A 24,166-nucleotide genomic window follows, 5' to 3' on the forward strand; every position below is an offset into this window, starting at 1 on the left:
GTCGTCAGGCAGCGGTCTTCTTGTCCGACTTCTCCGCGGCCTTCTCGGACTTCGCGGCGGCTTCGGCGCTCTTCTTCTCGATCTGCGCGACGACCTCGTCGGCCCAGGCCTTCGGGGCCATCGGGAAGCCCAGCCGCGCGCGGCTGTCGACATAGCTCTGCGCCACCGCACGCGCCAGGTTGCGGATGCGGCCGATGTAGGCCGCGCGCTCGGTCACGCTGATCGCGCCGCGGGCGTCCAGCAGGTTGAAGGTGTGGGCCGCCTTGAGCAGCTGCTCATAGGCGGGCAGCGCCAGCCGCGTGTCCATGAGGTCCTTGGACTTGCGTTCGTAGGCGCCGAAGGCCTGCAGCAGGAAGTCGACGTCGCTGTGCTCGAAGTTGTAGGTCGACTGCTCGACCTCGTTCTGATGGAACACGTCGCCATAGGTCAGGCCATCGGTGTAGACGAGGTCGTAGACCGATTCCTTGCCCTGCAGGTACATCGCCAGGCGTTCGAGGCCGTAGGTGATCTCGCCGGTGATCGGCTTGCAGTCGATGCCGCCGACCTGCTGGAAGTAGGTGAACTGCGTCACCTCCATGCCGTTGAGCCAGACCTCCCAGCCCAGGCCCCAGCAGCCGAGCGTCGGGTTCTCCCAGTCGTCCTCGACGAAACGGACGTCGTTCTTCTTCAGGTCGAAGCCCAGCGCTTCGAGCGAGCCGAGGTAGAGCTCCAGGATGTTGGCCGGCGCCGGCTTCAGCACGACCTGGAACTGGTAATAGTGCTGCAGGCGGTTCGGGTTCTCGCCGTAGCGGCCGTCCTTGGGCCGACGGCTGGGCTGCACGTAGGCGGCCTTCCAGTGCTCGGGACCCAGCGCGCGCAGGAAGGTCGCGGTGTGGCTGGTGCCGGCGCCGACCTCCATGTCATAGGGCTGCAGCAGGGCGCAACCCTGCTTGGACCAGTATTCCTGCAGGCGGAGGATCAGTTGCTGGAAAGTCAGCATGAGGCGTCGGGCCGTCGGGCCGGCGGTGGAGCAAAACGCCCGATTCTATGTGCGCCTCGGATGCGGCATCGGCGTGCCGCCCCTGGCGGCGCGCCCCGATCAGGCGACGCGGCGGGCGCCATCGCGACGGCGTCGCCATGCCGGCACCAGCACCGGCAGCAGGCCCAGCGCGACCAGCGCCCACAGCGGCCACAGGCCAGCCGCCGACAGCCAGCGCGCATACGGCGTGGCACCGGTCCGCCCCTCGACGGTGACCTCGAGCACGCCGGCCCGCTCCGCCGGCAGCCGGGCCAGGACCTCTCCGCGATGGTCGACGTGGGCGGTCGCGCCGGTGTTGGTCGCCCGCACGATCGGCCGCTGGAACTCCAGCGCCCGCATCTGCGAGAACTGCAGATGCTGATCCTGCACCATCCGCGGCCCGAACCAGGCCAGGTTGCTCGCGTTGACGAAGACCGTGGCGGCCGCCTCGCCGTGATCCAGCGCGCTGGCGACGACGTCCTCGCCGAACAGGTCCTCGTAGCAGATCAGCGGCCGCAGGCGCTGGCCGGCGAAGGCCAGCGCGCGCTGGTGGGTGCCGCTGGCCTGGTCGTCCATCGGGATGTTCATCGCCCTGACGAACCAGTGGAAGCCGGGCGGAATGAACTCGCCGAAAGGCAGCAGGTGACGCTTGCCGTAGTCGTAGTCGCCCGGGAAGCCGATGCCGGCCAGCGAGTTCACGAAACCAACGGTCGTGTTCCCCAGGAAGGTGCCCAGCAGCAGCGGCCGCAGCCGGGCGTCGCGGCGCAGGCGCGCGATATGCGCCTCGTCGAGGAAGGCCAGCGGCACCGGCAGCACCGATTCCGGCGTGATGACGATCTGCCCGCGGGCCGATTCGATCAGCGCGGTCAGCTGGTCGAGGTTCTGGTCGAAGCGGTCGCGGTCGAACTTCTGATCCTGCGGGATGTTGGGCTGCACCAGCGACACGGCCAGCATGCCGCTCGGCCGGGTGAATTCCCGCGGCAGGAACTGCGCGACGCCGATGGCGACGACCAGCGCGCCCAGCAGCGCCCAGTGGCGCAGCGCCATCGCCGCAGCAAGCAGCGCCGCCACCGCGGTGATGCCGTAGACACCGACATAGGGGGCGAGCGCCGCCAACGGGCCCTGCGCATGCGCATAACCGCTGGCGATCCAGGGAAAGCCGGTGAACCAGCTGGCGCGGGCGAGCTCCGCGCCCAGCCATAGGGCGGCGAATGCGAGCACCCGCCGCGTCGGCCCCGCGCCGGCGGACCAGCGGGCGGCCAGGCCCATGCCGGCCGCGTAGTAGAGGGAGAGGAACAGCGCCAGCGCCAGCACCGCCAGCGCGGACACGGCCGCGGGCAGGTGCCCGAAGTCGTGCATGCTGATGTAGAGCCACCACAGCCCCGACGCCAGCCAGCCGATACCGAACAGGGCGCCGGCCAGCGCGGCGCGGCGCGGCCGGACGCCCTCGCAGGCGGCGACCAGCCAGGCCAGCGCCAGCGGCTGCAACCACCAGGCGGGACTGGGCGAGAACGAGGCGGTGTGCAGCACCCCGGCGACGAGCGCGAGCGCCGGATGGAACAGCCACGCGGCCCGGCCCGGGCGGGCTCCGCCGTCGATCCGGTCCGACAAGGAGCCGCGGCGCATCAGCCGCTGTGGTCGTCGGCCTCGGGCGCCGGTGCGCGGGTCACCTTGAACCAGCGCACGGCGCCGCCGCGATTGATCATCACCGAGAAGCGCAGGCCGGCGACCTCGACGGTCTCGCCACGGCGCGGCACGCGGCCGTGCTCGTGCGCCACCAGGCCGCCGATGGTGTCGAAGTCGGCATCGGACAGCGACAGCCCGAAGGCCGTGTTGACCGCGTCGATCTCGGCGTCGCCCGCGACGCGGTAGCTGCCGTCGGCCAGGGTGTAGATGCCCGCATCGCCATCGCCGACGTCGAACTCGTCCTCGATCTCGCCGACGATCTCCTCGAGCACGTCCTCGATCGTGATCAGCCCGGCGGTGTTGCCGAATTCGTCGATCACGATGGCCAGGTGATTCCGGTTGGAACGGAAATCCCGCAGCAGTTCATTGAGGCCCTTGCTCTCGGGCACGAAAACTGCCGGGCGCAGCAACGCGCGCAGGTTCAGTTCCGGAGCGCGCTGGAGCTTGAGCAGGTCCTTGGCCAGCAGGATGCCGATGATGTTGTCGCGCTGGCCGTCATAGACAGGGAAACGCGAGTGACCGGTATCGATGACGGCGGCCAGCAACTCGTCGGGCGGCGACTGGATGTCCAGCAGGTCCATCCGCGGCGCGGCGACCATCACGTCGCCGGCGCTGAGTTCGGCCATCCGCAGGACGCCCTCAAGCATCTGGCGCGATTCGGGCGCGATCAGATCGCGCTCCTCCGCTTCGGCGAAGTTCTCGATCAGCTCGCTGGTCGAGTCCGGGCCGGGGTGCAGGAATTCGAGGACGCGATCGATGAGACCGCGTTGGTCGTTGCCACGCCCGCCATGCTTGGCGGGCCGACTAGGCTGGGGATCAGACACTGTCGTGTGTGCCGTCGTTGAGGAGGCGCCAGAATAACCGATTGACATTGACATTCGCTTGAAACACAGTCATCCGCCCCCAGTTGCCGGGCCCAAGCTTCTCCACAGATTGGTCGTTCACCATGTCGTCCGTTCCTGACACCGCCGCCCCGGGTTCCGCCAGCGGCGCCGCCCCGAGTCCCGCCACGGGGCTGATCCCCGCCACCATCCTCACGGGCTTCCTCGGCTCGGGCAAGACGACGCTGCTCAAGCGCGTGCTGACCGAGGCGCACGGCCAGAAGATCGCCGTCATCGAGAACGAGTTCGGCGAGGAGAACATCGACAACGACATCCTCGTCAGCGACACGCAGGAGCAGATCATCCAGCTCAGCAACGGCTGCGTCTGCTGCACCATCCGCGAGGACCTGCGCACCACGCTGGCCGACCTGGCCGCCAAGCGCCGCAAGGGCGAGCTGGACTTCGAACGGGTGGTCATCGAGACCACCGGCCTGGCCGACCCGGGCCCGGTCGCGCAGACCTTCTTCATGGACGACGAGATCGCGGAGACCTTCCTGCTCGACTCGATCCTGACGCTGGTCGACGCCAAGCACGCCAACGAGCAGCTCGACACGCGCCAGGAAGCGCGCCGCCAGGTGGGCTTCGCCGACCAGATCTTCCTGAGCAAGACCGACCTCGTCGATGACGCCGCGGTGGACGCGCTGTCGCACCGGCTCAAGCACATGAACCCGCGCGCGCCGCAGTCCAAGGTGCACTTCGGCGAGGTGCCGATCCGGGACGTCTTCGACCTGCGCGGCTTCAACCTCAACGCCAAGCTGGAGATCGATCCCGACTTCCTGGCCGCGGACGACCACGACCATGCGCACGACCACGGTCATGACCATGACCACGATCATCACGACCATGAGCATGACGAGCACTGCGACCACCCGCACCATCACCACCATGACGACGACGTGAAGTCCTTCGTCTTCCGCTCGGAGCGTCCGTTCAACCCGGCCAAGCTGGAGGACTTCCTGGGCGCGATCGTGCAGGTGTACGGCCCGAAGATGCTGCGCTACAAGGGCGTGCTGAACATGAAGGGCACCGACAAGAAGGTGATCTTCCAGGGGGTGCACCAGCTGATGGGTTCCGACCTCGGCCCGAAGTGGATGCCCGAGGAGAAGAAGATCAGCAAGATGGTGTTCATCGGCATCGATCTGCCGAAGGACATCCTCATGCAGGGGCTGGAAGGCTGCCTGGCTTAGTGCCACACTGACCGATGGTCAAACCCATCGGCGGCGCGACGGCGGAGGTGGCTACAATCCGCCGCGCCCGAACCAGGCCCCTGCGCAACCGCGGGAAGCCCCGGCTTCTCATGTCGAGCAGGTATAAAGAGCCGCTAGGAGAGTGAACGTGAGCAAGACACCGGCCTCCAAGACCGCCGCGCCCAAGGCCGCCGCCAAGGTGGCCAAGGCTCCGGCGGCAGGCAAACCCGCCGACGCGGACGCGCCCGACAGCACGGTCTCTCTGCTGGACAGCCCTGTCCGGCCCTCGACCCCGACATCAACGAACCAGAACAGCCGCCCTGCCGTGAAGACCGATCCCAAACTCTCGTCTGCCTGGAAATCCAAGGCCGGTGCCGAACTGACCGACGCCGAAGTGCTGGCGATGCCGGACAGCGAGTACATGAACGACAAGCAAGTCGACTTCTTCCGCGCCAAGCTGACGCAGCTGAAGGAAGACATCCTGTCCAACGCCGGCGAGACGACCGAACACCTGCGCGAGGACACGTCCATCGTCCCCGACCCGGCCGACCGCGCCACGATCGAGGAAGAGCACGCCCTGGAACTGCGCACCCGCGACCGCGAGCGCAAGCTGCTGAAGAAGATCATGCAATCGCTGCAGCGCCTGGAAAGCGGCGAGTACGGCTACTGCGACGAAACCGGCGAGCCGATCGGCCTGGGTCGTCTGATCGCCCGCCCGACCGCCACGCTGTCGCTGGAAGCGCAGCAGCGCCGCGAGCTGAAGCAGAAGATGTTCGGCGATTGAGCCGGACATCGCGCAAAGCAAGGTCCGCCAGAGCATGACCGACCCCAAAGACGGCACCAAAGAAGGCGAGAGCTTCTTCCGCAAGGTGGCGCGCTTCGTCGCCAATCCGACGACCGACTGGGCGGAGATCAACTCCCGCCAGGACGATCCCGAGGCCGATGCCGCCAAGGCCGAGCTGCGGGCCATGGTGGAGCGCAAGCGGCGCAACGATTTCGTGCGCAAGCGCGAGCTCGACATGCTGCGCAAGATTCGCCGCGAGGGCCTGACGCCTGAGCAACTCGCCGCGCTCGGCGGCCATGCGACCTCCGGCATCGACGAACTGGGCCGCATCAGCGAGATCCAGGGCGCGCGCCGCGATGAAGCCAGCGTCAAGGCCAAGATCGACCAGATCGAGCAGCAGATGGTGGGCGAAGGTTTCGTCCCCACGCAGGTGCAGGGCCAGCATCCGCCCGGCTTCTTCGACACCAGCACGCGACCGGTCAATTTCGCCGCGACCCAGCCGGCGGACCAGATCGGCGCACGGGTGTCCGATCACGCCGCGCCCGCCGACATCGAGCGGCTGGACCTGTCGCCGGCGCCGGCCGCGGCCTCGATGGGCGGTGGCATGGCCCCGCTGTCGCCGGCTGGCGGACCCGCGCCGATTCCCGAGCTGAAGAAGGAAATCCCGACGCTGAGCTTCCGTGTCGCCGATCCGCAGGTCGAGGTCAGCGAGGTCGTCCACGATGCCGAGCTGGACGAGGCCGTGATCGCCTTCGCCAATGCCGACTACGAGCACTGCGAGCGCAGCCTGATCGACCTGACCCGGCCGGGCGGCGCGCGCCACGAACATGCCGACACCTGGCTGGTGCTGTTCGACCTGTACCGGGCGACCGGCCAGCAGGGCAAGTTCGAGCAACTGGCCAACGACTACGCCCAGCAGTTCGGACTCTCCTCGCCGCAATGGTTCTCGCTGCCCAAGCTGGTGGCCGCGGCCGTGCAGGAGGAGCGCGCTCCGCGCGGCCGCGCGAGCAGCGTCTCCTGGACGGCGCCGGAATACCTGGACACCGAGGCGGTGACGCAGATGCGCACCCGCTGCGAGAACCTGCCGATGCCGTGGGTGATCGACTGGGCGCCGCTGCGCCAGATCGACATCGAGGCCTGCGCCAAGCTGCGCGACCTGTTCCGCGCCTGGGCGCAGCAGGCGCTGGACCTGCGCTGGCTGTCCGGCGATCACTTCTTCAATGTGCTGAGGGAACAGGCCCCGGTCGGCAGCCGCGACGCGGATCCGATCCTGTGGATGCTGCGCCTCGAAGCGCTGCGCCTGGCCAATCGCCCGGACCAGTTCGACGAGGTCGCGATCGACTACTGCGTCACCTACGAGGTGTCGCCGCCCAGCTGGGAGAAGGCGCTCTGCCATGTCCGCATCAGCGGCAATGCGCTGTCGACGAGCTCGCCCTCCTCGATCCAGCCGGCGGCGATGGACACCGGCATCGCCTTCCTGGAGTCGACGATGACCGACGCGGTCAACACCGCGGCGCTGATGGAGCTGTCCGGCCAGTTGAGCGGCGACATCAGCGAGACGCTGGCGCTGATGACCGAGCAGCTCGGCGGCGCGTCGCTGGTGACGATCGCTTGCCCGAAGCTGATCCGCCTGGACTTCATGGCCGCGGGCGACCTGCTGAACTGGGTGCTGGCGCGCCGCAGCGAGAACCGTGCGGTGCAGTTCACCGACGCCCACCGGCTGGTGGCGCTGTTCTTCGGCGCCATGGGCATCAACGAGCACGCCAGGGTCAAGGTGCGGCACGTCTGACGGCTGCCGCGCCGGCTTCGACCTTCGCGACCACGGGGCCTCTGGCCCCGTTCTTCATCCGGATGTCCGATCATCGACATCGTCAACCGGCATTCGCACAGGCGGGGCCGCTCTCTTTTCCTCACCTTGTGATTCCCATGCGGGAACCCACGTGAGACCTTCATGACGTTCAAGGCGTCCCCGCACGTCCGATCCACCATGTCCCAAGACCACTCTTCCCCGCTTCCGCCGTACCACGGCACCACCATCGTCAGCGTGCGGCGCGGCAACCAGGTCGCGATCGGCGGCGACGGCCAGGTGACGCTGGGCTCGATCGTCGTGAAGTCGACCGCCCGCAAGGTGCGCAAGCTCTACAAGAACCAGGTGCTGGCCGGCTTCGCCGGCGCGACGGCCGATGCCTTCACCCTGTTCGAGCGCTTCGAGGCCAAGCTCGAGAAGCACCAGGGCCATCTGGTGCGCGCGGCGGTGGACCTGACCCGCGACTGGCGCACCGACCGGGTGCTGCGCCGCCTGGAGGCGATGCTGGCGGTGGCCGACCGCACCGCCTCGCTGATCATCACCGGCAACGGCGACGTGCTGGAGCCCGAGCAGGGCATCGTCGCCATCGGCAGCGGCGGCGCGTATGCCCAGGCGGCGGCCAAGGCGCTGCTCAACCACAGCGAGCTGAGCGCGGTGGACATCGTCAAGCAATCGCTGGTGATCGCCGGCGAGATCTGCATCTACACCAACGGCAACCACACGATCGAGACGCTGGACTGACCGGCGCCGGAGCACACGAATGAGCAGCAGCATGACCCCGCAGGAGATCGTCTCCGAACTCGACCGGCACATCGTCGGCCAGGCCGACGCCAAGCGCGCCGTCGCGATCGCGTTGCGCAACCGCTGGCGGCGCCAGCAGGTCGACGAGAAGCTGCGTGGCGAGATCACGCCGAAGAACATCCTCATGATCGGCCCCACCGGCGTGGGCAAGACCGAGATCGCGCGCCGCCTGGCCAAGCTGGCCGACGCGCCCTTCATCAAGGTCGAGGCGACCAAGTTCACCGAGGTCGGTTATGTCGGCAAGGACGTCGACAGCATCGTGCGCGACCTGGTCGACATCGCGGTCAAGCAGGAGCGTGAGCGCCAGATGCGCTTCCAGCGCGCGCGGGCCGAGGATGCGGCCGAGGAGCGCATCCTCGACGCGCTGGTGCCGCCGCCGCGCTCGTCGACCGGCTTCGCGCCGGCGGCGGACAGTGCCGGCGGCGACAACACCGCGCGGCAGGTGATGCGCAAGCGGCTGCGCGAGGGGTCGATGGACGACAAGGAGATCGAGATCGAACTGGCCGAGGCCCGGCCGTCGATGGAGATCGTCGGTCCTCAGGGCATGGAAGAGATGGCGGAACAGCTCAAGGGCCTGTTCTCGCAGATGGGGCAGGAACGCAGGAAGGCGCGCAAGCTCAAGATCGCCGAGGCGATGAAGCTGCTGGTCGAGGAAGAAGCCGCCAAGCTGGTCAACGAGGACGAGATCAAGACCGCGGCGCTGGCACACGCGCAGGACAACGGCATCGTCTTCATCGACGAGATCGACAAGGTGGCCACGCGCGCCGAGCACAGCGGCGGCGCGGACGTGTCGCGCCAGGGCGTGCAGCGCGACCTGCTGCCGCTGGTCGAGGGCACGACGGTCAACACGAAGTACGGGATGGTGAAGACCGACCACATCCTGTTCATCGCGTCGGGCGCTTTCCACCTGAGCAAGCCCAGCGACCTGATTCCCGAACTGCAGGGGCGCTTCCCGATCCGGGTGGAGCTGAAGTCGCTGTCGGTGGAGGACTTCGAAGCCATTTTGTCGAGCACGCATGCGAGCCTGGTCAAGCAGTACCAGGCGCTGCTGGCGACGGAAGGGCTGACGCTGGAGCTGAGCGCGGACGGCATCCGCCGGCTGGCGCAGATCGCCTTCGAGGTCAACGAGCGCACCGAGAACATCGGCGCGCGCCGCCTGGCGACGGTGCTGGAGCGGCTGCTGGACGACATCAGCTTCGACGCGCACAAGCATGCCGGCAAGACCGTCACGATCGCCGGCGCGCAGGTCGACGAGAAGCTCGGCGCGCTGGCGCAGAACGAGGACCTGAGCCGGTTCATCCTGTAGGGAGCGCGTGACGGCGCCAGAATGCGCCCATGAGCACTCCCCTGACCGACCTGTCCGTCATCCCTACCTCCGCGCGCGCGGAAATCCGATCGCGCTTGCGGCGTGCCGAGACCGAGCATGACGTGCGGGTGTTGCTCGCCGTCGAATCGGGCAGCCGCGCCTGGGGTTTCGCCTCGCCCGACAGCGACTTCGATGCCCGCTTCATCTACGTGAACCAGCAGGAGTGGTATCTGTCCGTCGGCCTCGAGGAACAACGCGATGTGATCGAGTACCCCATCGTCGATGAGATGGATATCAACGGCTGGGACCTTCGCAAGGCGCTGCGCCTGTTCCGTAGCTCCAATCCGGGCTTCGTCGAGTGGATCCAGTCACCGATCGTCTACGAAAGCCGCGGCTCCTTCCACGCACGGGCGCTCGAACTGCTGCCCGTTGTGTACTCGATCGTGCGCGGCATCCATCACTATCGCAGCATGGCCAAGACCAACTTCCGCGGCTACCTGCAGACCGAGCAGGTTCCGTTGAAGAAGTACTTCTACGTGCTTCGTCCGCTGCTCGCGGTCCGATGGCTGGAGCGCCACCAGTGCCCCGCGCCCATCGAATTTCATCGCCTGCTCGACACCGTTCGGGATGAACCGGGGTTGCCCGATGCCATCGACGACCTGCTTGAGTTGAAGCGCAACACAGCAGAGCTTGGAATGTCCGCACAGGTGGTCCCGATCCAGCGCTTCATCGAACATGAACTCGACCGCATCGAGGGCCTGGAACTGCCGGCCCACGACCGGCCGGAGGTCGAGCCGCTGCTGTCGGAGTTGTTCCGCGACGTGCTGCGGGAAAGCTGGGCGGGCTGAAGAACTTCTTGCGAGCCGGCTATCGTGCGGCGCACGGCAGGCTCACCCTGCGCTCACACCGGGCTCATGCTGAGCACCGATCCGATGGCCAGACTGGGCGCCTCTCCACCAGGAAAGGAACCCATCCGCCATGAATCGCCTGCTCGTTTCCGTCCTCCTGGGACTACTGGTCTGGAACCTCTCCACCGCACTGCTCATCGATGTCTACGTGCCCTCGCCCTGCGACGCCAGCGGCCGCTGTGACGGGGACATGGTCTTCACCCTCAAGGTCGTCGGCCTGTGGCTCGGCATGTTCTGGCTGAGTTCCGTCGGCGTGCTGCTGTATCACGTCGCGCGGTGGCAGCGCGACTGGCGCCTGCATCATCAAGTGGCCCAGTGATCGGCGAGCGGTGGGCGCCGGCCGGTCGCCGCCCCCGTCGAAATCCGCCGCCCTCGATCGTCGTCCCCGGGAAGCCATCCCGCTTCAAGGAGACACATGATGACCGATGACCCGATCCATGCCTTCCTCGGCGACTACGCGACCGCCGTCCTCGAGCGCGACCTCACGCGCTTCCTGGACCTCTATGCGCAGGACGTCCAGGTCTTCGACAGCTGGGACCGCTGGCACTACGCCGGCCGCGACGACTGGGGCGGCATGATCGCCGCCTGGTTCGACGGCATCCAGGACGTGCGCGTGCGGGTCACCGCGACGGACGTGACAACCTGGTGTGACACGCAGGTCGCGGGCGGCGTGGCGACGCTGGCGTTCACCGCGCTCGATGCCGGCGGCGAGGCGCTGCGCGCAATCGAGAACCGCCTGACCGTGCTGATGCGACGCGAGCAGGACCGGTGGCGCGTCGTCCATCAGCACAGCTCGGTGCCGGTCGACTTCCAGAGCCGGCAGGTCGTGGCGCGCTGAGCGCCCGACGGCCGGCGAGGACTTCACGCCGGCCTCACCGCCCGCTCATGCTGCCCTCGAACGGGATGGCGAGACTGGCCGCTCCTCAATGCATGGACACCCGTCCCGTCATGCCGCACTTCCATGTCTCGCTCCGCATGGGCCGCGATAAGCTCGCGCTCCCGTCGTCCCTCACCGCAGCGCCCATGCCCAGCACCCTCATCGAGATCCGCCGTGCCTGTTCCCCGGAGCAGGAAGCCCAGTTGATCGAAGCCGTGCAGGCAGCGCTGGTCGACGGCTTCCGGATTCCGCCCGAGGACCGCTGCGTGCGCCTAATCGCCTACGAGCCGCATCGCTTCATCCATCCACCGCGGCTCTCGCGGCCCGAGTGCTACACCCTCGTCACGGTGACGGCCTTCGCCGGCCGGACGATCGAAGCCAAGCGCCGGCTCTATCGCGCGATCGTCGATCGTCTCGGCGAGCTCGACATCCCTGCCGACCACATCACGATCACGCTGAACGAGGTCGAGCGGGAGAACTGGGGTCTGCGCGGCGGGCAGCCGGCCTCGGAAATCGACCTCGGGTTCAAGGTCGACGTGTAAGCGCGCTCGACGCGATCGGCTCGCCCCCGAAGCCTGGCCTGGCGCCTGCGGCTACAGCGCCAGGCGATGCGCCTGCAGCGCCAGCAGCCCGTCGAAGATCAGCGAGTCGATCAGCTCGTGCGGGATGTCCAGCGCCGGCGAGACCTTCCAGCCCGCGCCGCCGGTCATCAAGGTGACCGGCTCCTGCCCGCAGCGCTTGACGATGTGGCGGTGCATCCGCTCGATCGCGCCGGTGATCGCGTAATTGCCGCCGCTGGTGAGCGCATCCGAGGTGTTGGTCGGGAACTCGCGCACCTCGCCGGTCGGCACCCGCAGGCCGGCGGTGCCGCCTTCCAGCGAACGCAGCATGATCCCGTGCCCCGGCAGGATCAACCCGCCGAGGAACCTGCCCTCGGCGTCGAGCGCATCCACGGTCACCGCGGTGCCCACCATCACCACCAGTGCCGGTCGCGGCGTCTGCCCCCGCATGCGCGCGAGCACGTGGTGCCGTGCGCCGATCAGCGCGACGAAGCGGTCCGCGCCCAGGCGCCCCGGATGGTCGTAGCCGTTGGTCACGCCGCCGGCCTGCGCCGACGAGGCCACCCAGCGCGGTTCGATGTCCCACAGCTCCATCTGCTCCTCGACACGATGCCGCATCGCGTCGCCGGCGACATTGCTGCCGAGCATGCTGCCCGGCGTCGCCGGCAGCCTGGCCCAGTCGTGCTCGGCCAGCTTCTCGATGTTCTCGAGGAACTGCGCGCCGTGCGCCAGCATCGGGCTGCCCGGCTGCGGGCTCGCGTAAAGCGCCCACTTGAGGCGCGTGTTGCCGATGTCGATGGCCAGGAAGCTCATGGGCGTGGCGGGACCTTCTGTGCAGTTCTACGGGATCGGGCGGCCGGCGCGAGTCAGGGCGGCAGGTTAGCAGTGTTTGTCCTCAAGCCGGTGCCCCCTTCGGCCGATTTAGGATGGGATGCAGGTCAACCGCACCATCCCGGGGCGGCTTCCGACCCAACACAAGGCGCCAGACCGATGAAGTTCTCGATCGCCACGCGACTCTGGATTCCTGTTGCCGTCATGTCCGTCATGACGATCGTCATGTCGCTGGGGGCGGCCTCGCGCACGCGCAGCCTGCTGGAAGTCGCCCAGGCGACCCAGGAGAGGCAGCAGCAGCGCTTCGAGCTGGCGCTGCGCTGGCGCGGCCTCACCGAGGCCAACGCGAGTCGCGTGCAGGCCGGGCTGGCGGCCAACGACAACGCGGTTGCCGATGCGATGAAGGGCGACATCGCCAAGACCACCGAGACGATCAGCACGATCCAGAAGCAGCTCGAGGCCCTCGCCGAAGGCGACGACGACAAGGCCGCGATGGCGCGGATCGCCGAACGACGCCAGGCCTACATCGCCACGCGCAACGAGGCCAACAAGCTCAAGGCCGGCGGCGATGTGAGCGGCGCGCACCAGGCGCTGCGGCAGAAGGTCGTGCCGGCCATCGAGCAGTACCTGGTCGCGCAACAGGACTTCGTCACGCTGCAGCAGCAGCGTTCAGCGGCGCTGCGGGAGGCCGCGGGGGCCGAGCGCATGCGCACCGTGTGGGGCGTGGCGGCGCTGATGGCGCTGATCGTGGGCCTGCTGGCCCTGGCCACCGCCTACTTCGTGCGCACGATCTCGGCGCCGCTGAAGTCGCTGATGGCCGAGGCCGAACGCATCGGCGAGGGCGACCTGTTCCATGTCGACCGTGACTACAGCCAGGACGAGATCGGCGACGTGCAGCGCGCACTGGCCGCGATGAAGAGCTCGCTCCGCAAGGTGATCCGCGAGGTGCGGGCCAGTGCGGACGGCATGCAGACGGCCAGCCAGGAGATCGCCAGCGGCAACCAGGACCTGAGCCACCGCACCGAGCAGACGGCCTCCAACCTGCAGCACGCGGCGTCCTCGCTGGCGCAGCTGACCGGCACGGTGCAACAGAGCGCCGACAGCGCGCGCACCGCCAACCAGCTGGCGGGCAGCGCGGCCGAGGTCGCCGAGCGCGGCGGCACGGTGGTGGGCGAGGTGGTGGGGACGATGGCGCAGATCGACGCCTCGGCCAAGAAGATCAACGACATCATCGGGACCATCGACGGCATCGCCTTCCAGACCAACATCCTGGCGCTGAATGCCGCGGTGGAGGCGGCGCGCGCCGGCGAGCACGGCAAGGGATTCGCGGTGGTGGCCTCGGAGGTCCGGGCGCTGGCGCAGCGCAGCGCGGGCGCGGCGCGCGAGATCAAGGCGCTGATCGGCGACAGCGTGGCCAAGGTCGAGGCCGGCTCCCAGCTGGTGCGCGATGCCGGCGCCACGATGACGGAGATCGTCGCCAGCGTGCAGCGGGTGTCGGACATCATTGGCGAGATCAGCGCGAGCACCGTCGAGCAGAGCCAGGGCATCGGCAGTGTCAACGGCTCGGTGGCGCAGCTGGACCAGATGACGCAGCAGAACGCGGCGCTGGTCGAAGAGTCCGCCGCCGCGGCCGAGTCGCTCAGCGACCAGGCGCGCAAGCTCACCGCCCTGGTCGGGCATTTCAAGGTCAGCGATCCCAAGCCTGGATCGAACGACCCGGCGGTCGTGGTGCCGCCACCGCCATTAGCGCGGACATCGGCTCCGGCACCGAAGCCCGCTGTCGCCGCCTCGACGGCAAAGCCGCCGACCGCGAAGCCGGTGATGGCCAAGCCGGCCGCCGCCGCCCCGTCGACCCCCAGGGCGCCTGCCCCTTCGGTCGTCAAGGCCCGCCCCGCCCTCACGACGCCGCCCACTCCCAAGCCGGCGCCAGCCACCTCTCCCGGTCCCAGCGCCACGTCCGCACCGGGCGACGACTGGGAGACGTTCTGATCCAGCGCAACGGCCTCGGTGATCGAGGCTCCCTCCGCCCCTGGCAGGTCTCCGCCGGCGGCATCGCCGGCCTGATCTTGAGCATCGGCCTGGCGCGCTTCGCCTACACGCCGTTGCTGCCGCTGATGCAGCAGCAGGCCGGCCTCAGCGATGCGATGGGCGGCACCCTGGCCGCCGTCAACTATGCCGGCTACATGAGCGGCGCCCTGATCGCCGCGCTGATCGACGACCCGCGCTGGCGCTCGCGGCTCTACCTCTGGGGCATGGTCCTGGGCCTGATCGCCACCGCGCTGATGCCGCTCGCGCCCAGCCTGCCGCTGTGGGCACTGTCGCGCTACCTCGGCGGCCTCAGCGGCGCCGCCGGCATGCTGCTCGGCTCCGGCCTCGTGCTCGGCTTCCTGATGCGCGCCGGCAAGCGACCGGAGCTCGGCGTCCACTTCCTCGGGCTCGGCCTGGGCATCGTCGTCTCCGCCCTCGGCGCGATGGCGATGGACCAACTCGCGCTCGACTGGGCCGGCCACTGGTGGGGCTTCGTCGTCGTCGGCCTCCCGCTGCTCGCGCTGGCCGTGTGGTGGCGCCCGCCGGTGCCGCCGCCGGTCACCGCGACGAGCACCGCCACCGCGCCCGATCCGCGATGGATGCGCTGGATGATCGCCGGCTACTTCTGCGCCGGCTGGGGCTTCGTCATCAGCGCCACCTTCACCGTGGCGATCGTCGAGCGCCAACCGCTGCTGCGAGGCCAGGGCCCGTGGGCCTGGCTGCTGGTGGGACTGGCCGCCACGCCGGCCGTGTTCCTGTGGGACCGCATCGCGCGCCGCCTCGGCGACCTCAACGCGCTGCTCGCCGCCTTCGCGCTGCAGATCCTCTCGGTCGTGCTGCCCGCGCTCTCCGGCAGCCTGGCGGCGGCCCTGATCGGCGCACTGCTCTATGGCGCGACCTTCATCGGCCTGGTCAGCCTCACGCTCGCGCTCGTCGGCCGGCGTTCGCCCGGCAATCCGGGCAAGGCGATGGCCCGCCTCACCCTCAGCTATGGCGTCGCGCAGGTGACGGCGCCCGCGCTGGCCGGCGCGATGGCACAGGCCAGCGGCAGCTATCTTGCTTCGCTCTGGCTGACCGCCGCGGTGCTCACCGTCGGCATGGCGATCATGGGCCGCCTTCGTGCGCTGGAGCAGAACGCCACGGCCTGAGACTCACGCGGCGCGGAAGGCCGCCTCGGCCTGAAGCGCCTCCGCAAGACGGGCCTCGGCGCCGCCGCTCGTCTCGAGCGCCGCCAATCCGGCGACCTCCCGCCACCGCGGCGACAAGGCCACCACCTCGCCGATCACCAGCAGCGCCGGGCTCGGCAGGCCCTCGCGCTCGATCGCGACCGGCAACTCCGCCAGCGTGGTGAAGCATTCGCGCTGTCGCGGCGTGTGCGCCGCGCTGACGATCACCGCCGGCGTGCTCGCCGACAGACCGCCGTCCTGCAAGGCCTGCGAGATGACCGCCGCCCGCGCCAGCCCCATGTAGACCACCAGCGTCAGCCGGCTCTTCGCCAGCGCCGCCCAATCGGGCGCAATGCCGTGCTCGCCGTTGTGCCCGGTCACGAAGGCCACGCCCGGCGTGCAGCGGCGGTCTGTGACCGGCACGCCGACCGCAGCCGGCGCCGCCAGACCGGCCGACAAGCCGTTGATCACCTCGACCTCGATGCCGGCCTCCCGCAGCGCATCGACCTCCTCCCCGCCGCGGCCGAAGACGAACGGATCGCCGCCCTTCAAGCGCACGACACGCGCGCCGGCCCTGGCCTCACGGATCATCAGTTCGTGGATGAAGCGCTGTTCCGTCGAGACACAGCCGCCGCGCTTGCCCACGCGCAGCACACGCGCCGACGCCGGCAGGCAGGCCAGCACCCGCGCATCGACCAGGTCATCGGTCAGCACGACCTCCGCCTGCTGAAGCCGCTTCATCGCCTTGACGGTCAGGAGCTCCGGATCGCCCGGTCCCGCGCCGACGAGGGACACCATCGGCGCGCTGGGATGCTCGATGGGATGCGGGCTGGCATGTGGGCTGGCATCGAGGGACGTCATGTCGCTTCCTTCACTGCATTCGAAACCGAAGAACTCGCCGGCGGAACGGCCTGCACCATCCGGCGCAATGCCGGCAGGCAGGAGCCGCACTGCGTGCCGCAGCGCAACTCGCCCTGCAGCGCCGCCAGACGCGCCTCGGGCGCGCCCTCCGGCTGCCGCTGCAGGCAGGCGGTGATGGCGTCCTCGCGCACGTTGAAGCAGTTGCAGACCTGGGGGCTGACCGCCACCGCGGGCCCGTCCGCATCCGGGGCGAGGAGCCGGCGCCCGAACGGCGCGACCGGCACGCGCTCGCTCCACAGCGCATCGAGCCACGCGCCCTCAGTGCCCTCTCCGACGCGCAGCAACGCCTGCAACCGCGCCTCGGCCCCGTCGCCGTCCAGCCGCAGCGAACGGCTGCGGCCGCGCCGGCCATCGGCGTAGCGCAGCACGCCGATGCCATTGAGTTGCAGCACCGTCGACAGCGCCTGCACGACCGGCGCGGGCGGCGGCTCGGCGAAGGCCAGTTCCAGGCTCCAGCCCTCCAGCCCCTCGTGCGCGGGTCCGGGCAGGCAGCAGGCGTACTCGGCCTGATCCATCAGCACGCGCAGCTGGCTGCGCAGCGCGGCCGCGTCGCCGGCCTTGACCCAGGCCGCGCCGAACACGCGCCACGGCAGGGCCACCGTCTCCACCGAGACAGCCGCGAACTTGAGCTCGGGCTGCCGCGCGTCCGGACAGAACGCCGGTTGCGTCAGCGCATTGATGCCGAACTGGCCGCGCCCCCCGAGGAACTCGCTGCCCCAGTGCATCGGCAGCCACGCCTGCTGCGCGCCGACGCCCTCGTCCGCGCGCAGCGGCACGATCAGCGGTCCGCGTCGCGACTGCACGCGCACCAGCGCGCCAGCGGTCAGCCCGCGGCGCGCGATGTCCTGCGGATGCATCGACAACGCGGGCCCCGGTTCGCCGGCAAAGAGCCGCGCGACGGTGCCGCTGCGGCTCATGCCATGCCATTGATCGCGCAGCCGGCCGGTGCTCAGGGCCAACGGGTACTTCGGATCCTGCATCTCGGCCGTCGGCTTGAACGGCTTGGCGATGAATCGCGCCCGGCCGTCCGCATGCGCGAAGTGGCCGTCCTCATACAGCCGCGACTTCGCGCCCGCGGCGCCCGCCGGCCAGGGCCACTGCCGAGGCGCCTCTTCCAGCATCGCGTAGCTGAGCCCGCCGATGTCGAGGTCCCGGCCCCGGGTCGCCTCGCGATGCTCGATCCACGGCTGTTCCGGCGTCTCCCACGCGAAGAGGCTGGGCTCACCCGGCCGCAGCGCGGCCTCGATGCGCTGCGCGACATCGCGCACGATGCGCCAGTCGGCGCGGGACTCGCCCGCCGGCGGCAGCGCCGCGCGCACCCGGCTGATGCGGCGCTCGCTGTTGGTGACGGTGCCTTCCTTCTCCGCCCAGGTCGATGCCGGCAGCACCACGTCGGCGAACGCCGCCGTCGCCGTGCCCGCGAACGCTTCCTGCAGGATCACGAGCTCGCAGCGCTCCAGCGCCGCGCGCACCAGGGCCTGATCGGGCAAGGACTGCGCCGGATTCGTACAGGCGATCCACAGCGCCTTGACCTCGCCCCGGGCGGCGGCCTGGAACAGTTCCACCGCCGTCTTGCCCGGCTTGTCAGGCATCGCGCCGACGCCCCACAGCGCCGCCACTTCGTCGCGATGGGCCGCATTGCCTGGATCGCGATGGCCCGGCAGCAGCGTCGCCATGCCGCCGCTCTCGCGCCCGCCCATCGCATTGGGCTGGCCCGTGAGCGAGAACGGCCCCGCCCCGGCGCGGCCGATCTGGCCCGTCGCGAGATGCAGGTTGATCAGCGCCGTGTTCTTCGCCGCACCGCTGCTGCTCTGGTTCAGGCCCATGCAGTACAGCGACAGCGTCGACGGCGACTGCGCGAACCACTGCGCCGCCTGCAGGATCTGCGCTTCCTTCAGGCCGGTGAGCCGCGCCGATTCGCTCGGCGTCATCGTGCGCACCAGCGCCTTCAGCTCCGCGAAGCCGGCGGTGTGTCGCTCGATGAACGCGGCGTCGATCCAGCCTTCCCAGATGCACGCATGCAGCATGCCGTGGAAGAGCGCGATGTCGCTGCCCGGCTTCAGCGCCAGGTGCAGGTCGGCGAACTCGGCCGTCTCGGTGCGGCGCGGGTCGACGACGACGATCTTCATCCCCGGCCGCACCGCACGCGCCGCCTCGATGCGGCGGAACAGGATCGGATGCGCCCAGGCGGTGTTGGAGCCGGCGATGAACAGGCAGTCGGACTGCTCGAGATCCTCATAGCAGGCCGGCGGCGCATCGGCGCCCAGCGATTGCTTGTAGCCCACCACGGCCGAGCTCATGCACAGCCGCGAGTTGCTGTCGATGTTGTTGGTGCCGACCAGCCCGCGCGCCAGCTTGTTGAACGCGTGGTAGTCCTCGGTCAGCAATTGCCCGGAGATGTAGAAGCCGATCGCATCCGGCCCGTGCTCGGCGCGGATCGCGAGCAACTGGTCGGCGATGCGCTGCGTGGTCGTGTCCCAGTCCTGCGCTTGCAGCGGTTCATCGCGCGTCGGTCGCCAGGCCGGCTGCAGCAGGCGTTGCCGCTGGCGCACCAGCGGCGTCGCGGTCAGGTGCAGCGTCGATCCCTTGGTGCACAGCCGGCCGAAGTTGGCCGGATGGTCCGGATCGCCACGCACGCCGACGATGCGCGCGGCCTCGCCCTCGCCCACCGTGTCGATCAGCACCCCGCAGCCGACGCCGCAGTACGGGCAGGTCGATCGCGTGCTGCGCATGCCCTCGGCCGGCGCGTCCGTGGCCGCGGCGGGCTCGTGATCCTGAGGCGCCCGGGCGTTCATCGGCCGGTGCCGCTCAGCAGGCCACGCGGGTGCAAGGACCGGCCATCACCGGCGGCAGGTCGATGCCCACCGTGTCCAGTTCCTGCCGGTCCAGCAGCACGACGCCGTCCTCGACCTTCACCTGGAACACCGGCGTGCGGCCCTCGTCGGGCTCCCGGGCGCAGCCGTTCTCCAGCGCGATGGTCCAGTTGTGCAGCGGGCACGCCACCGCGTTGCCGAAGACGATGCCCTGGCTCAGCGGCCCCGCCTTGTGGGGGCAGCGGTCGAGCAGCGCGTGGATGCGGTCGTCGGCGGTGCGGAACAGCGCCACCTGCGGGCCCTTGGCGCGGGCGACGCGGCGCGAGCCCAGCACAGGAATGTCGGTGACGGCGCAGACGGAGATCCAGTCGGTCATGGCGGGGCCTCTTGATCAGAAGGGGCCGCGCAGCGGCGCGGCGGGAACGGTTTTGGCGCTGGCACCGGCGGACTCGGACGACGCGGCGCCGGTCGGCACGGCGATGCTGGCCACCGGCTCGAACTGGCGCACGTCGACCTGCGCCTTCGCGAACTCGAACCACGGATCGGGCTCGCCATCGAGCGCGTACTGCAGCTCGGCCCACAGCGCCTTGCGGCCCTCGTGATCCTCGAGGATGCGCTGCTTCACATGGTCCAGGCCGACGCGGCTCACGTAATGCACGGTGCGCTCGAGGTACCAGCCCTCCTTGCGGTACAGCTGCATGAAGGCGCCGGTGTACTCCATCACCTCCTCGGCGGTCTTGAGCTTGACCAGGAAGTGCGCGACCTCGGTCTTGATGCCGCCGTTGCCGGCGATGTACATCTCCCAGCCGGAATCGACACCGATGATGCCGACGTCCTTGATGCCGGCCTCCGCGCAATTGCGCGGGCAGCCGCTGACGGCGAACTTGACCTTGTGCGGCGCGTACATGCGCCACATCGCGCGCTCCAGGTCCTTGCCCATCTGGGTGCTGTCCTGCGTGCCCATGCGGCACCACTCGGAGCCCACGCAGGTCTTCACCGTGCGCAGCGCCTTCGCGTAGGCATGCCCGCTGGGCATGCCGATGTCGCGCCAGACGTCGACCAGATCCTCTTTGCGGACGCCCAGCAGGTCGATGCGCTGGCCGCCGGTCACCTTGACGGTCGGGATCTTGTATTTGTCGACGGCGTCGGCAATCCGACGCAGCTCATCGGCGGTTGTCTCCCCGCCCCACATCCGCGGCACCACCGAGTAGGTGCCGTCCTTCTGAATATTCGCGTGGCTGCGCTCGTTGATGAAGCGCGATTGCGGATCGTCCACGGCCTCCTTCGGCCAGGACGAGATCAGGTAGTAGTTCAGCGCCGGACGACAGGTCGAGCAGCCGTTGGGCGTCTTCCAGCTCAGGCGCTCGTAGACCTCGTCCAGCTTGACCAAGTGTTCGTCGAAGATGGCGTTGCGCACCTCCTGATGGCTCAGTTCGGTGCAGCCGCACATGGCCTTCTTCTTCGGCGCGGCGGAATAGTCGCCGCCCGCGGTGAACATCAGCAGCTGCTCGACCAGCCCGGTGCAGGAGCCGCAGGACGCGCTGGCCTTGGTGTGCTTGCGCACCTCCTCCAGCGTGAACAGGCCCTTCTCCTTGATCGCCTTGCAGACGGCGCCCTTGGTGACGCCATTGCAGCCGCAGACCTCGTCGCTGTCGGCCATCGCGGCGGCCTTGTTGTGGCCCTGGTGGCCGACGTCGCCGATGTTGCTTTCGCCGAACATCAGCTTGTCCCGGATGTCGGCGATCTTGCGGCCCTCGCGCAGCAGCTTGAAGTACCAGCTGCCATCGACGGTGTCGCCGTAGAGGCAGGCGCCGACCAGTTGGTCGTTCTTGATGACGAGCTTCTTGTAGACGCCGGCGAAGGGATCGCTCATCACGATCTCCTCGGTGCCGTCCCCGCCCATGAAGTCGCCGGCCGAGAACAGGTCGATGCCGGTGACCTTCAGCTTGGTGCTGGTCTGGCTGCCGAGGTAGCGGCCGATGCCGAACTGCGCCAGGTGGTTCGCGCAGACCTTGCCCTGCTCGAACAGCGGCGCCACCAGGCCATAGGCGATGCCGCGGTGCGCGGCACACTCGCCGACGGCGTAGATGCGGGGATCGGTCACCGTCTGCAGCGTGTCGGTCACGACGACGCCACGATGGCAATGCAGGCCCGCGCTTTCGGCCAGCGCGGTGTTGGGGCGGATGCCGGCGGCCATCACGACCAGGTCGGCGGGGATCTCCTCGCCCCCCTTGAAGCGCACCGCCATCACGCGACCGTCCTTGTCGCCGATCAGCGCCTCGGTGTGCGCGCCCATGCGGAAGCGCAGGCCGCGCTCCTGCAGCGACTTGCGCAGCAGCTCGCCGGCCTGGTCGTCCAGCTGGCGCTCCATCAGCCAGTCGCCGATGTGGACCACGGTGACCTGCATGCCGCGCAGCATCAGGCCGTTCGCCGCTTCCAGGCCCAGCAGGCCGCCGCCGATGACGACGGCGTGCTTGTACTTGGTCGCCGCCTCGATCATCGTGTTGGTGTCGGTGATGTCGCGGTAGCCGATCACACCGTCCAGGTCCTTGCCGGGCACCGGCAGGATGAACGGATTGGAGCCGGTGGCGATCAGCAGCCGGTCATAGTCGGCCTCGGTGCCATCGGCCGCGATCACCTTGCGCCGGATGCGGTCGATCTGCGTGACCGTCTTGCCCAGGTGCAGCGTGATGCCGTTCTCCTCGTACCAGGAGAGCGGGTTGAGGATGATCTCGTCCAGCGTCTGCTCGCCGGCCAGCACCGGGCTGAGCAGGATGCGGTTGTAGTTCGGATGCGGCTCGGCGCCGAACACGGTGATGTCGTACAGATCGGGCGAGATCTTCAGCAGCTCCTCGAGCGTGCGCACGCCCGCCATGCCGTTGCCCACCATCACCAGCTTCATCTTTTTCATGCGGCACACTCCAAACGGATTCGGGCGATGACGGCAGAATCGCCGCCACCATGAGTTTCGACATCGCCATCGGCCTGGCCAGCGACCGCGGCCCGAGGGAACGCAACGAGGATTTCGCCGCCGTGCAGCGCCCGCAGGACGCGCGCGAAGCCGCAAAGGGCTGGATCGCGGCGCTGGCCGATGGCGTCTCGGGACAGGCCGGTCATCCCGGCGAAGGCGGCGGCCGCATGGCGGCGCAGACCACCGTTGGCGCGCTGGTGCGCGATTACCACGCCACGCCGCGCCACTGGGACACCACCGTCGCGCTCGACCGGCTGATCGCCGCGCAGAACGGCTGGCTGGCCCATCACAACCGCCGCGGCGAGCGCTCGGCGCTGACGACGCTGAGCGCCGTCGTGCTGCAGGGCGGCGGCTACACGGTGGCCCATGTCGGCGACAGCCGCGTCTGGCTGATCCGCGATGGCCAGGCGGTGCAGCTGACCCAGGACCATGCGATCGACCAGAGCGACTTCGCCCGGCTGACCCGCGCGATCGGTCTCGACGACACGGTGCGCGTCGACTACGCGCAAGGCGATCTGCGCGCCGGCGACCGCCTGCTGCTGACCAGCGACGGCGTGCATGGCCCGCTGCGCGCGAGCCAGCTCGCCGAACTGGCGATGGGCGAGGACGCCCAGGCGGCGGCAGAAGCGCTCGTCCGCGCGGCGCTCGACGCCGGCGGCCGGGACAACGCCACGGCGCTGCTGGTGCTGGTCCGCGCACCGGGCACCGCCGATTACGACGACCTGCTGCGCGGCGCGCAGCGGCTGCCGGTGCCGCCGCGGCTGAAGGCGGGGGATCTGCTCGACGGCCTGCGCATCACCGCGCTGGTGGCCGACAACGGCGTGCACCGGCTCTACCGCGCGCGCCGCGACGAGGACACCGAGGACCGGCGCCCGCTCGCGCTGAAGACGCTGAGCGAGGCCCGCGGCGACGACCCGCAGGAGCGCGCCATGCTGGCGCACGAGGGCTGGGTGGCGCGCCGCGTCGGCGACCATCCGGGCCTGGTGCGCGGCCACGAGACGCCGGATGCCAGCGCGCTCTACCTGCTGGCCGACTGGCACGACGGCCGCACGCTGGAAGACCTGATGGCCGAGGGACGGCCGGCGCTGGCCGACTTCCTCGCCGCGGCCGGCGAGATCGCCGCCGCGCTGGGCCGGCTGCATCGCGCCGGCATCGTGCACCGCGACATCAAGCCCGGCAACCTGCACCTGGGCAACGACGGCCGCTGGCGCCTGCTGGACCTGGGCGTGGCGCTGTCCGGCCATGAACCGGAGGCGCTGCGCGACCTGCATGCCGGCACGCCGAGCTACATCAATCCCGAGCAGTGGGACGATCCGCCGGCATCCGCGGACGCGGGCAGCGATCTCTTCGCGCTGGGCGTCACGCTGTACCAGTGGCTCACCGGCCGCTTGCCTTATGGCGAGATCGAGCCCTACCAGCGCGGCCGCTACCGGCATGACCCGCGTCCGCCCTCGCGGCTGCGGCCCGACGTGCCGATCTGGCTCGACCGCCTGCTGCTGAAGGCGGTGCACCGCGAGGCCGCGGACGGTCTCGATCAGTTCGCGCCCGAGCTTGCGGCGCAGGCTCGACACATGGACTTCGAGCGCGTTGCTCAGCACCTCGGCGTCGTCGCCCAGCACCTGCAGCTCCAGGTCGCGCTTCG

General features: G+C 69.5%; 19 protein-coding genes and 2 pseudogenes. 12 read left to right on the forward strand and 9 right to left on the reverse strand.

The features are described from left to right. Window positions 1-4: 4 nt before the first annotated feature. The 3 genes from glyQ to CS062_RS17035 all read right to left on the reverse strand — a co-directional run bounded on the left by glyQ (window position 5) and on the right by CS062_RS17035 (window position 3,507). The gene (gene glyQ, locus CS062_RS17025; RefSeq protein WP_099862785.1) at window positions 5-979 is read right to left on the reverse strand and encodes a glycine--tRNA ligase subunit alpha; all 975 of its coding nucleotides are present in this window, start codon (window positions 977-979) and stop codon (window positions 5-7) included. A 99-nt stretch (window positions 980-1,078) separates the two neighbouring features. Beyond that, a complete protein-coding gene (lnt, locus tag CS062_RS17030) occupies window positions 1,079-2,608 on the reverse strand; it encodes an apolipoprotein N-acyltransferase (RefSeq protein WP_233218108.1) in 1,530 nt (509 codons plus the stop codon). A 14-nt stretch (window positions 2,609-2,622) separates the two neighbouring features. Further along, a complete protein-coding gene (locus CS062_RS17035) occupies window positions 2,623-3,507 on the reverse strand; it encodes a CorC family transporter (protein WP_233218109.1) in 885 nt (294 codons plus the stop codon). A 122-nt stretch (window positions 3,508-3,629) separates the two neighbouring features. Here CS062_RS17035 and CS062_RS17040 point away from each other — a divergent pair, with 122 nt between their 5' ends. The 9 genes from CS062_RS17040 to CS062_RS17080 all read left to right on the forward strand — a co-directional run bounded on the left by CS062_RS17040 (window position 3,630) and on the right by CS062_RS17080 (window position 11,776). Further along, window positions 3,630-4,751: a CobW family GTP-binding protein gene (locus tag CS062_RS17040; RefSeq protein ID WP_099862787.1), complete on the forward strand. Its 1,122-nt coding sequence runs from the start codon at window positions 3,630-3,632 to the stop codon at window positions 4,749-4,751. Window positions 4,752-4,899: 148 nt separating this feature from the next. After that, entirely contained in the window at window positions 4,900-5,535 is a 636-nt protein-coding gene (gene dksA, locus CS062_RS17045) for an RNA polymerase-binding protein DksA (RefSeq protein ID WP_175538132.1), read from the forward strand. A gap of 34 nt (window positions 5,536-5,569) precedes the next feature. After that, on the forward strand, window positions 5,570-7,324 hold the full coding sequence (locus CS062_RS17050; RefSeq protein WP_099862788.1) for a hypothetical protein: 1,755 nt from the start codon (window positions 5,570-5,572) through the stop codon (window positions 7,322-7,324). A 198-nt stretch (window positions 7,325-7,522) separates the two neighbouring features. Further along, entirely contained in the window at window positions 7,523-8,083 is a 561-nt protein-coding gene (hslV, locus tag CS062_RS17055) for an ATP-dependent protease subunit HslV (RefSeq protein ID WP_099862789.1), read from the forward strand. A gap of 19 nt (window positions 8,084-8,102) precedes the next feature. Beyond that, window positions 8,103-9,449 (forward strand): ATP-dependent protease ATPase subunit HslU, encoded by a 1,347-nt coding sequence (gene hslU, locus CS062_RS17060; RefSeq protein ID WP_099862790.1) that lies wholly within the window; start codon window positions 8,103-8,105, stop codon window positions 9,447-9,449. Window positions 9,450-9,478: 29 nt separating this feature from the next. Next, window positions 9,479-10,297, forward strand: coding sequence for a nucleotidyltransferase domain-containing protein (locus CS062_RS17065; RefSeq protein ID WP_099862791.1), 819 nt, complete (start codon window positions 9,479-9,481; stop codon window positions 10,295-10,297). A gap of 130 nt (window positions 10,298-10,427) precedes the next feature. After that, window positions 10,428-10,676, forward strand: coding sequence for a hypothetical protein (locus tag CS062_RS17070; protein WP_099862792.1), 249 nt, complete (start codon window positions 10,428-10,430; stop codon window positions 10,674-10,676). 99 nt (window positions 10,677-10,775) lie between these two features. Then, window positions 10,776-11,195 (forward strand): nuclear transport factor 2 family protein, encoded by a 420-nt coding sequence (locus CS062_RS17075; RefSeq protein ID WP_158238815.1) that lies wholly within the window; start codon window positions 10,776-10,778, stop codon window positions 11,193-11,195. A gap of 92 nt (window positions 11,196-11,287) precedes the next feature. Next, on the forward strand, window positions 11,288-11,776 hold the full coding sequence (locus CS062_RS17080) for a tautomerase family protein (RefSeq protein ID WP_199174271.1): 489 nt from the start codon (window positions 11,288-11,290) through the stop codon (window positions 11,774-11,776). Window positions 11,777-11,827: 51 nt separating this feature from the next. Here the strand turns inward: CS062_RS17080 and CS062_RS17085 are convergent, their stop codons facing one another. Then, window positions 11,828-12,607, reverse strand: a complete 780-nt coding sequence (locus CS062_RS17085; protein WP_099862794.1) for a type III pantothenate kinase — start codon at window positions 12,605-12,607, stop codon at window positions 11,828-11,830. A 177-nt stretch (window positions 12,608-12,784) separates the two neighbouring features. Here CS062_RS17085 and CS062_RS17090 point away from each other — a divergent pair, with 177 nt between their 5' ends. Beyond that, the gene (locus tag CS062_RS17090; RefSeq protein WP_099862795.1) at window positions 12,785-14,614 is read left to right on the forward strand and encodes a methyl-accepting chemotaxis protein; all 1,830 of its coding nucleotides are present in this window, start codon (window positions 12,785-12,787) and stop codon (window positions 14,612-14,614) included. Between the two features lie 77 nt (window positions 14,615-14,691). Further along, window positions 14,692-15,801, forward strand: a complete 1,110-nt coding sequence (locus tag CS062_RS17095; RefSeq protein ID WP_233218110.1) for a YbfB/YjiJ family MFS transporter — start codon at window positions 14,692-14,694, stop codon at window positions 15,799-15,801. A 3-nt stretch (window positions 15,802-15,804) separates the two neighbouring features. Here the strand turns inward: CS062_RS17095 and cobA are convergent, their stop codons facing one another. The 4 genes from cobA to nirB all read right to left on the reverse strand — a co-directional run bounded on the left by cobA (window position 15,805) and on the right by nirB (window position 22,464). Next, on the reverse strand, window positions 15,805-16,680 hold the full coding sequence (gene cobA, locus CS062_RS17100) for a uroporphyrinogen-III C-methyltransferase (RefSeq protein WP_233218111.1): 876 nt from the start codon (window positions 16,678-16,680) through the stop codon (window positions 15,805-15,807). Continuing rightward, window positions 16,677-19,472 (reverse strand): nitrate reductase, encoded by a 2,796-nt coding sequence (locus tag CS062_RS17105; protein ID WP_099862804.1) that lies wholly within the window; start codon window positions 19,470-19,472, stop codon window positions 16,677-16,679. Before CS062_RS17105 ends, cobA begins: the two co-directional genes overlap by 4 nt. A gap of 76 nt (window positions 19,473-19,548) precedes the next feature. After that, a complete protein-coding gene (gene nirD, locus CS062_RS17110; protein ID WP_091719853.1) occupies window positions 19,549-19,929 on the reverse strand; it encodes a nitrite reductase small subunit NirD in 381 nt (126 codons plus the stop codon). A gap of 15 nt (window positions 19,930-19,944) precedes the next feature. Then, window positions 19,945-22,464 (reverse strand): nitrite reductase large subunit NirB, encoded by a 2,520-nt coding sequence (nirB, locus tag CS062_RS17115; protein ID WP_099862796.1) that lies wholly within the window; start codon window positions 22,462-22,464, stop codon window positions 19,945-19,947. A 50-nt stretch (window positions 22,465-22,514) separates the two neighbouring features. Between nirB and CS062_RS17120 the strand changes: the two are divergent. Next, window positions 22,515-23,888, forward strand: a pseudogene (locus CS062_RS17120) (protein kinase domain-containing protein); the annotation flags it as partial. Window positions 23,889-24,095: 207 nt separating this feature from the next. Here the strand turns inward: CS062_RS17120 and CS062_RS27440 are convergent. Next, window positions 24,096-24,143: pseudogene (locus tag CS062_RS27440) on the reverse strand (hypothetical protein); the annotation flags it as partial. Window positions 24,144-24,166: the final 23 nt, after the last annotated feature.

Source organism: Roseateles chitinivorans (assembly GCF_002761755.1).
GTDB lineage: Bacteria > Pseudomonadota > Gammaproteobacteria > Burkholderiales > Burkholderiaceae_C > Roseateles > Roseateles chitinivorans.

Coding starts and splice junctions, on each gene's coding strand:
- glyQ (WP_099862785.1), bottom strand. CDS start 979: ATGCTGACTTTCCAGCAACTGATCCTCCGCCTGCAGGAATACTGGTCC.
- CS062_RS17040 (WP_099862787.1), top strand. CDS start 3,630: ATGTCGTCCGTTCCTGACACCGCCGCCCCGGGTTCCGCCAGCGGCGCC.
- CS062_RS17050 (WP_099862788.1), top strand. CDS start 5,570: ATGACCGACCCCAAAGACGGCACCAAAGAAGGCGAGAGCTTCTTCCGC.
- hslV (WP_099862789.1), top strand. CDS start 7,523: ATGTCCCAAGACCACTCTTCCCCGCTTCCGCCGTACCACGGCACCACC.
- hslU (WP_099862790.1), top strand. CDS start 8,103: ATGAGCAGCAGCATGACCCCGCAGGAGATCGTCTCCGAACTCGACCGG.
- CS062_RS17065 (WP_099862791.1), top strand. CDS start 9,479: ATGAGCACTCCCCTGACCGACCTGTCCGTCATCCCTACCTCCGCGCGC.
- CS062_RS17070 (WP_099862792.1), top strand. CDS start 10,428: ATGAATCGCCTGCTCGTTTCCGTCCTCCTGGGACTACTGGTCTGGAAC.
- CS062_RS17075 (WP_158238815.1), top strand. CDS start 10,776: ATGACCGATGACCCGATCCATGCCTTCCTCGGCGACTACGCGACCGCC.
- CS062_RS17080 (WP_199174271.1), top strand. CDS start 11,288: ATGGACACCCGTCCCGTCATGCCGCACTTCCATGTCTCGCTCCGCATG.
- CS062_RS17085 (WP_099862794.1), bottom strand. CDS start 12,607: ATGAGCTTCCTGGCCATCGACATCGGCAACACGCGCCTCAAGTGGGCG.
- CS062_RS17090 (WP_099862795.1), top strand. CDS start 12,785: ATGAAGTTCTCGATCGCCACGCGACTCTGGATTCCTGTTGCCGTCATG.
- cobA (WP_233218111.1), bottom strand. CDS start 16,680: ATGACGTCCCTCGATGCCAGCCCACATGCCAGCCCGCATCCCATCGAG.
- CS062_RS17105 (WP_099862804.1), bottom strand. CDS start 19,472: ATGCGCAGCACGCGATCGACCTGCCCGTACTGCGGCGTCGGCTGCGGG.
- nirD (WP_091719853.1), bottom strand. CDS start 19,929: ATGACCGACTGGATCTCCGTCTGCGCCGTCACCGACATTCCTGTGCTG.
- nirB (WP_099862796.1), bottom strand. CDS start 22,464: ATGAAAAAGATGAAGCTGGTGATGGTGGGCAACGGCATGGCGGGCGTG.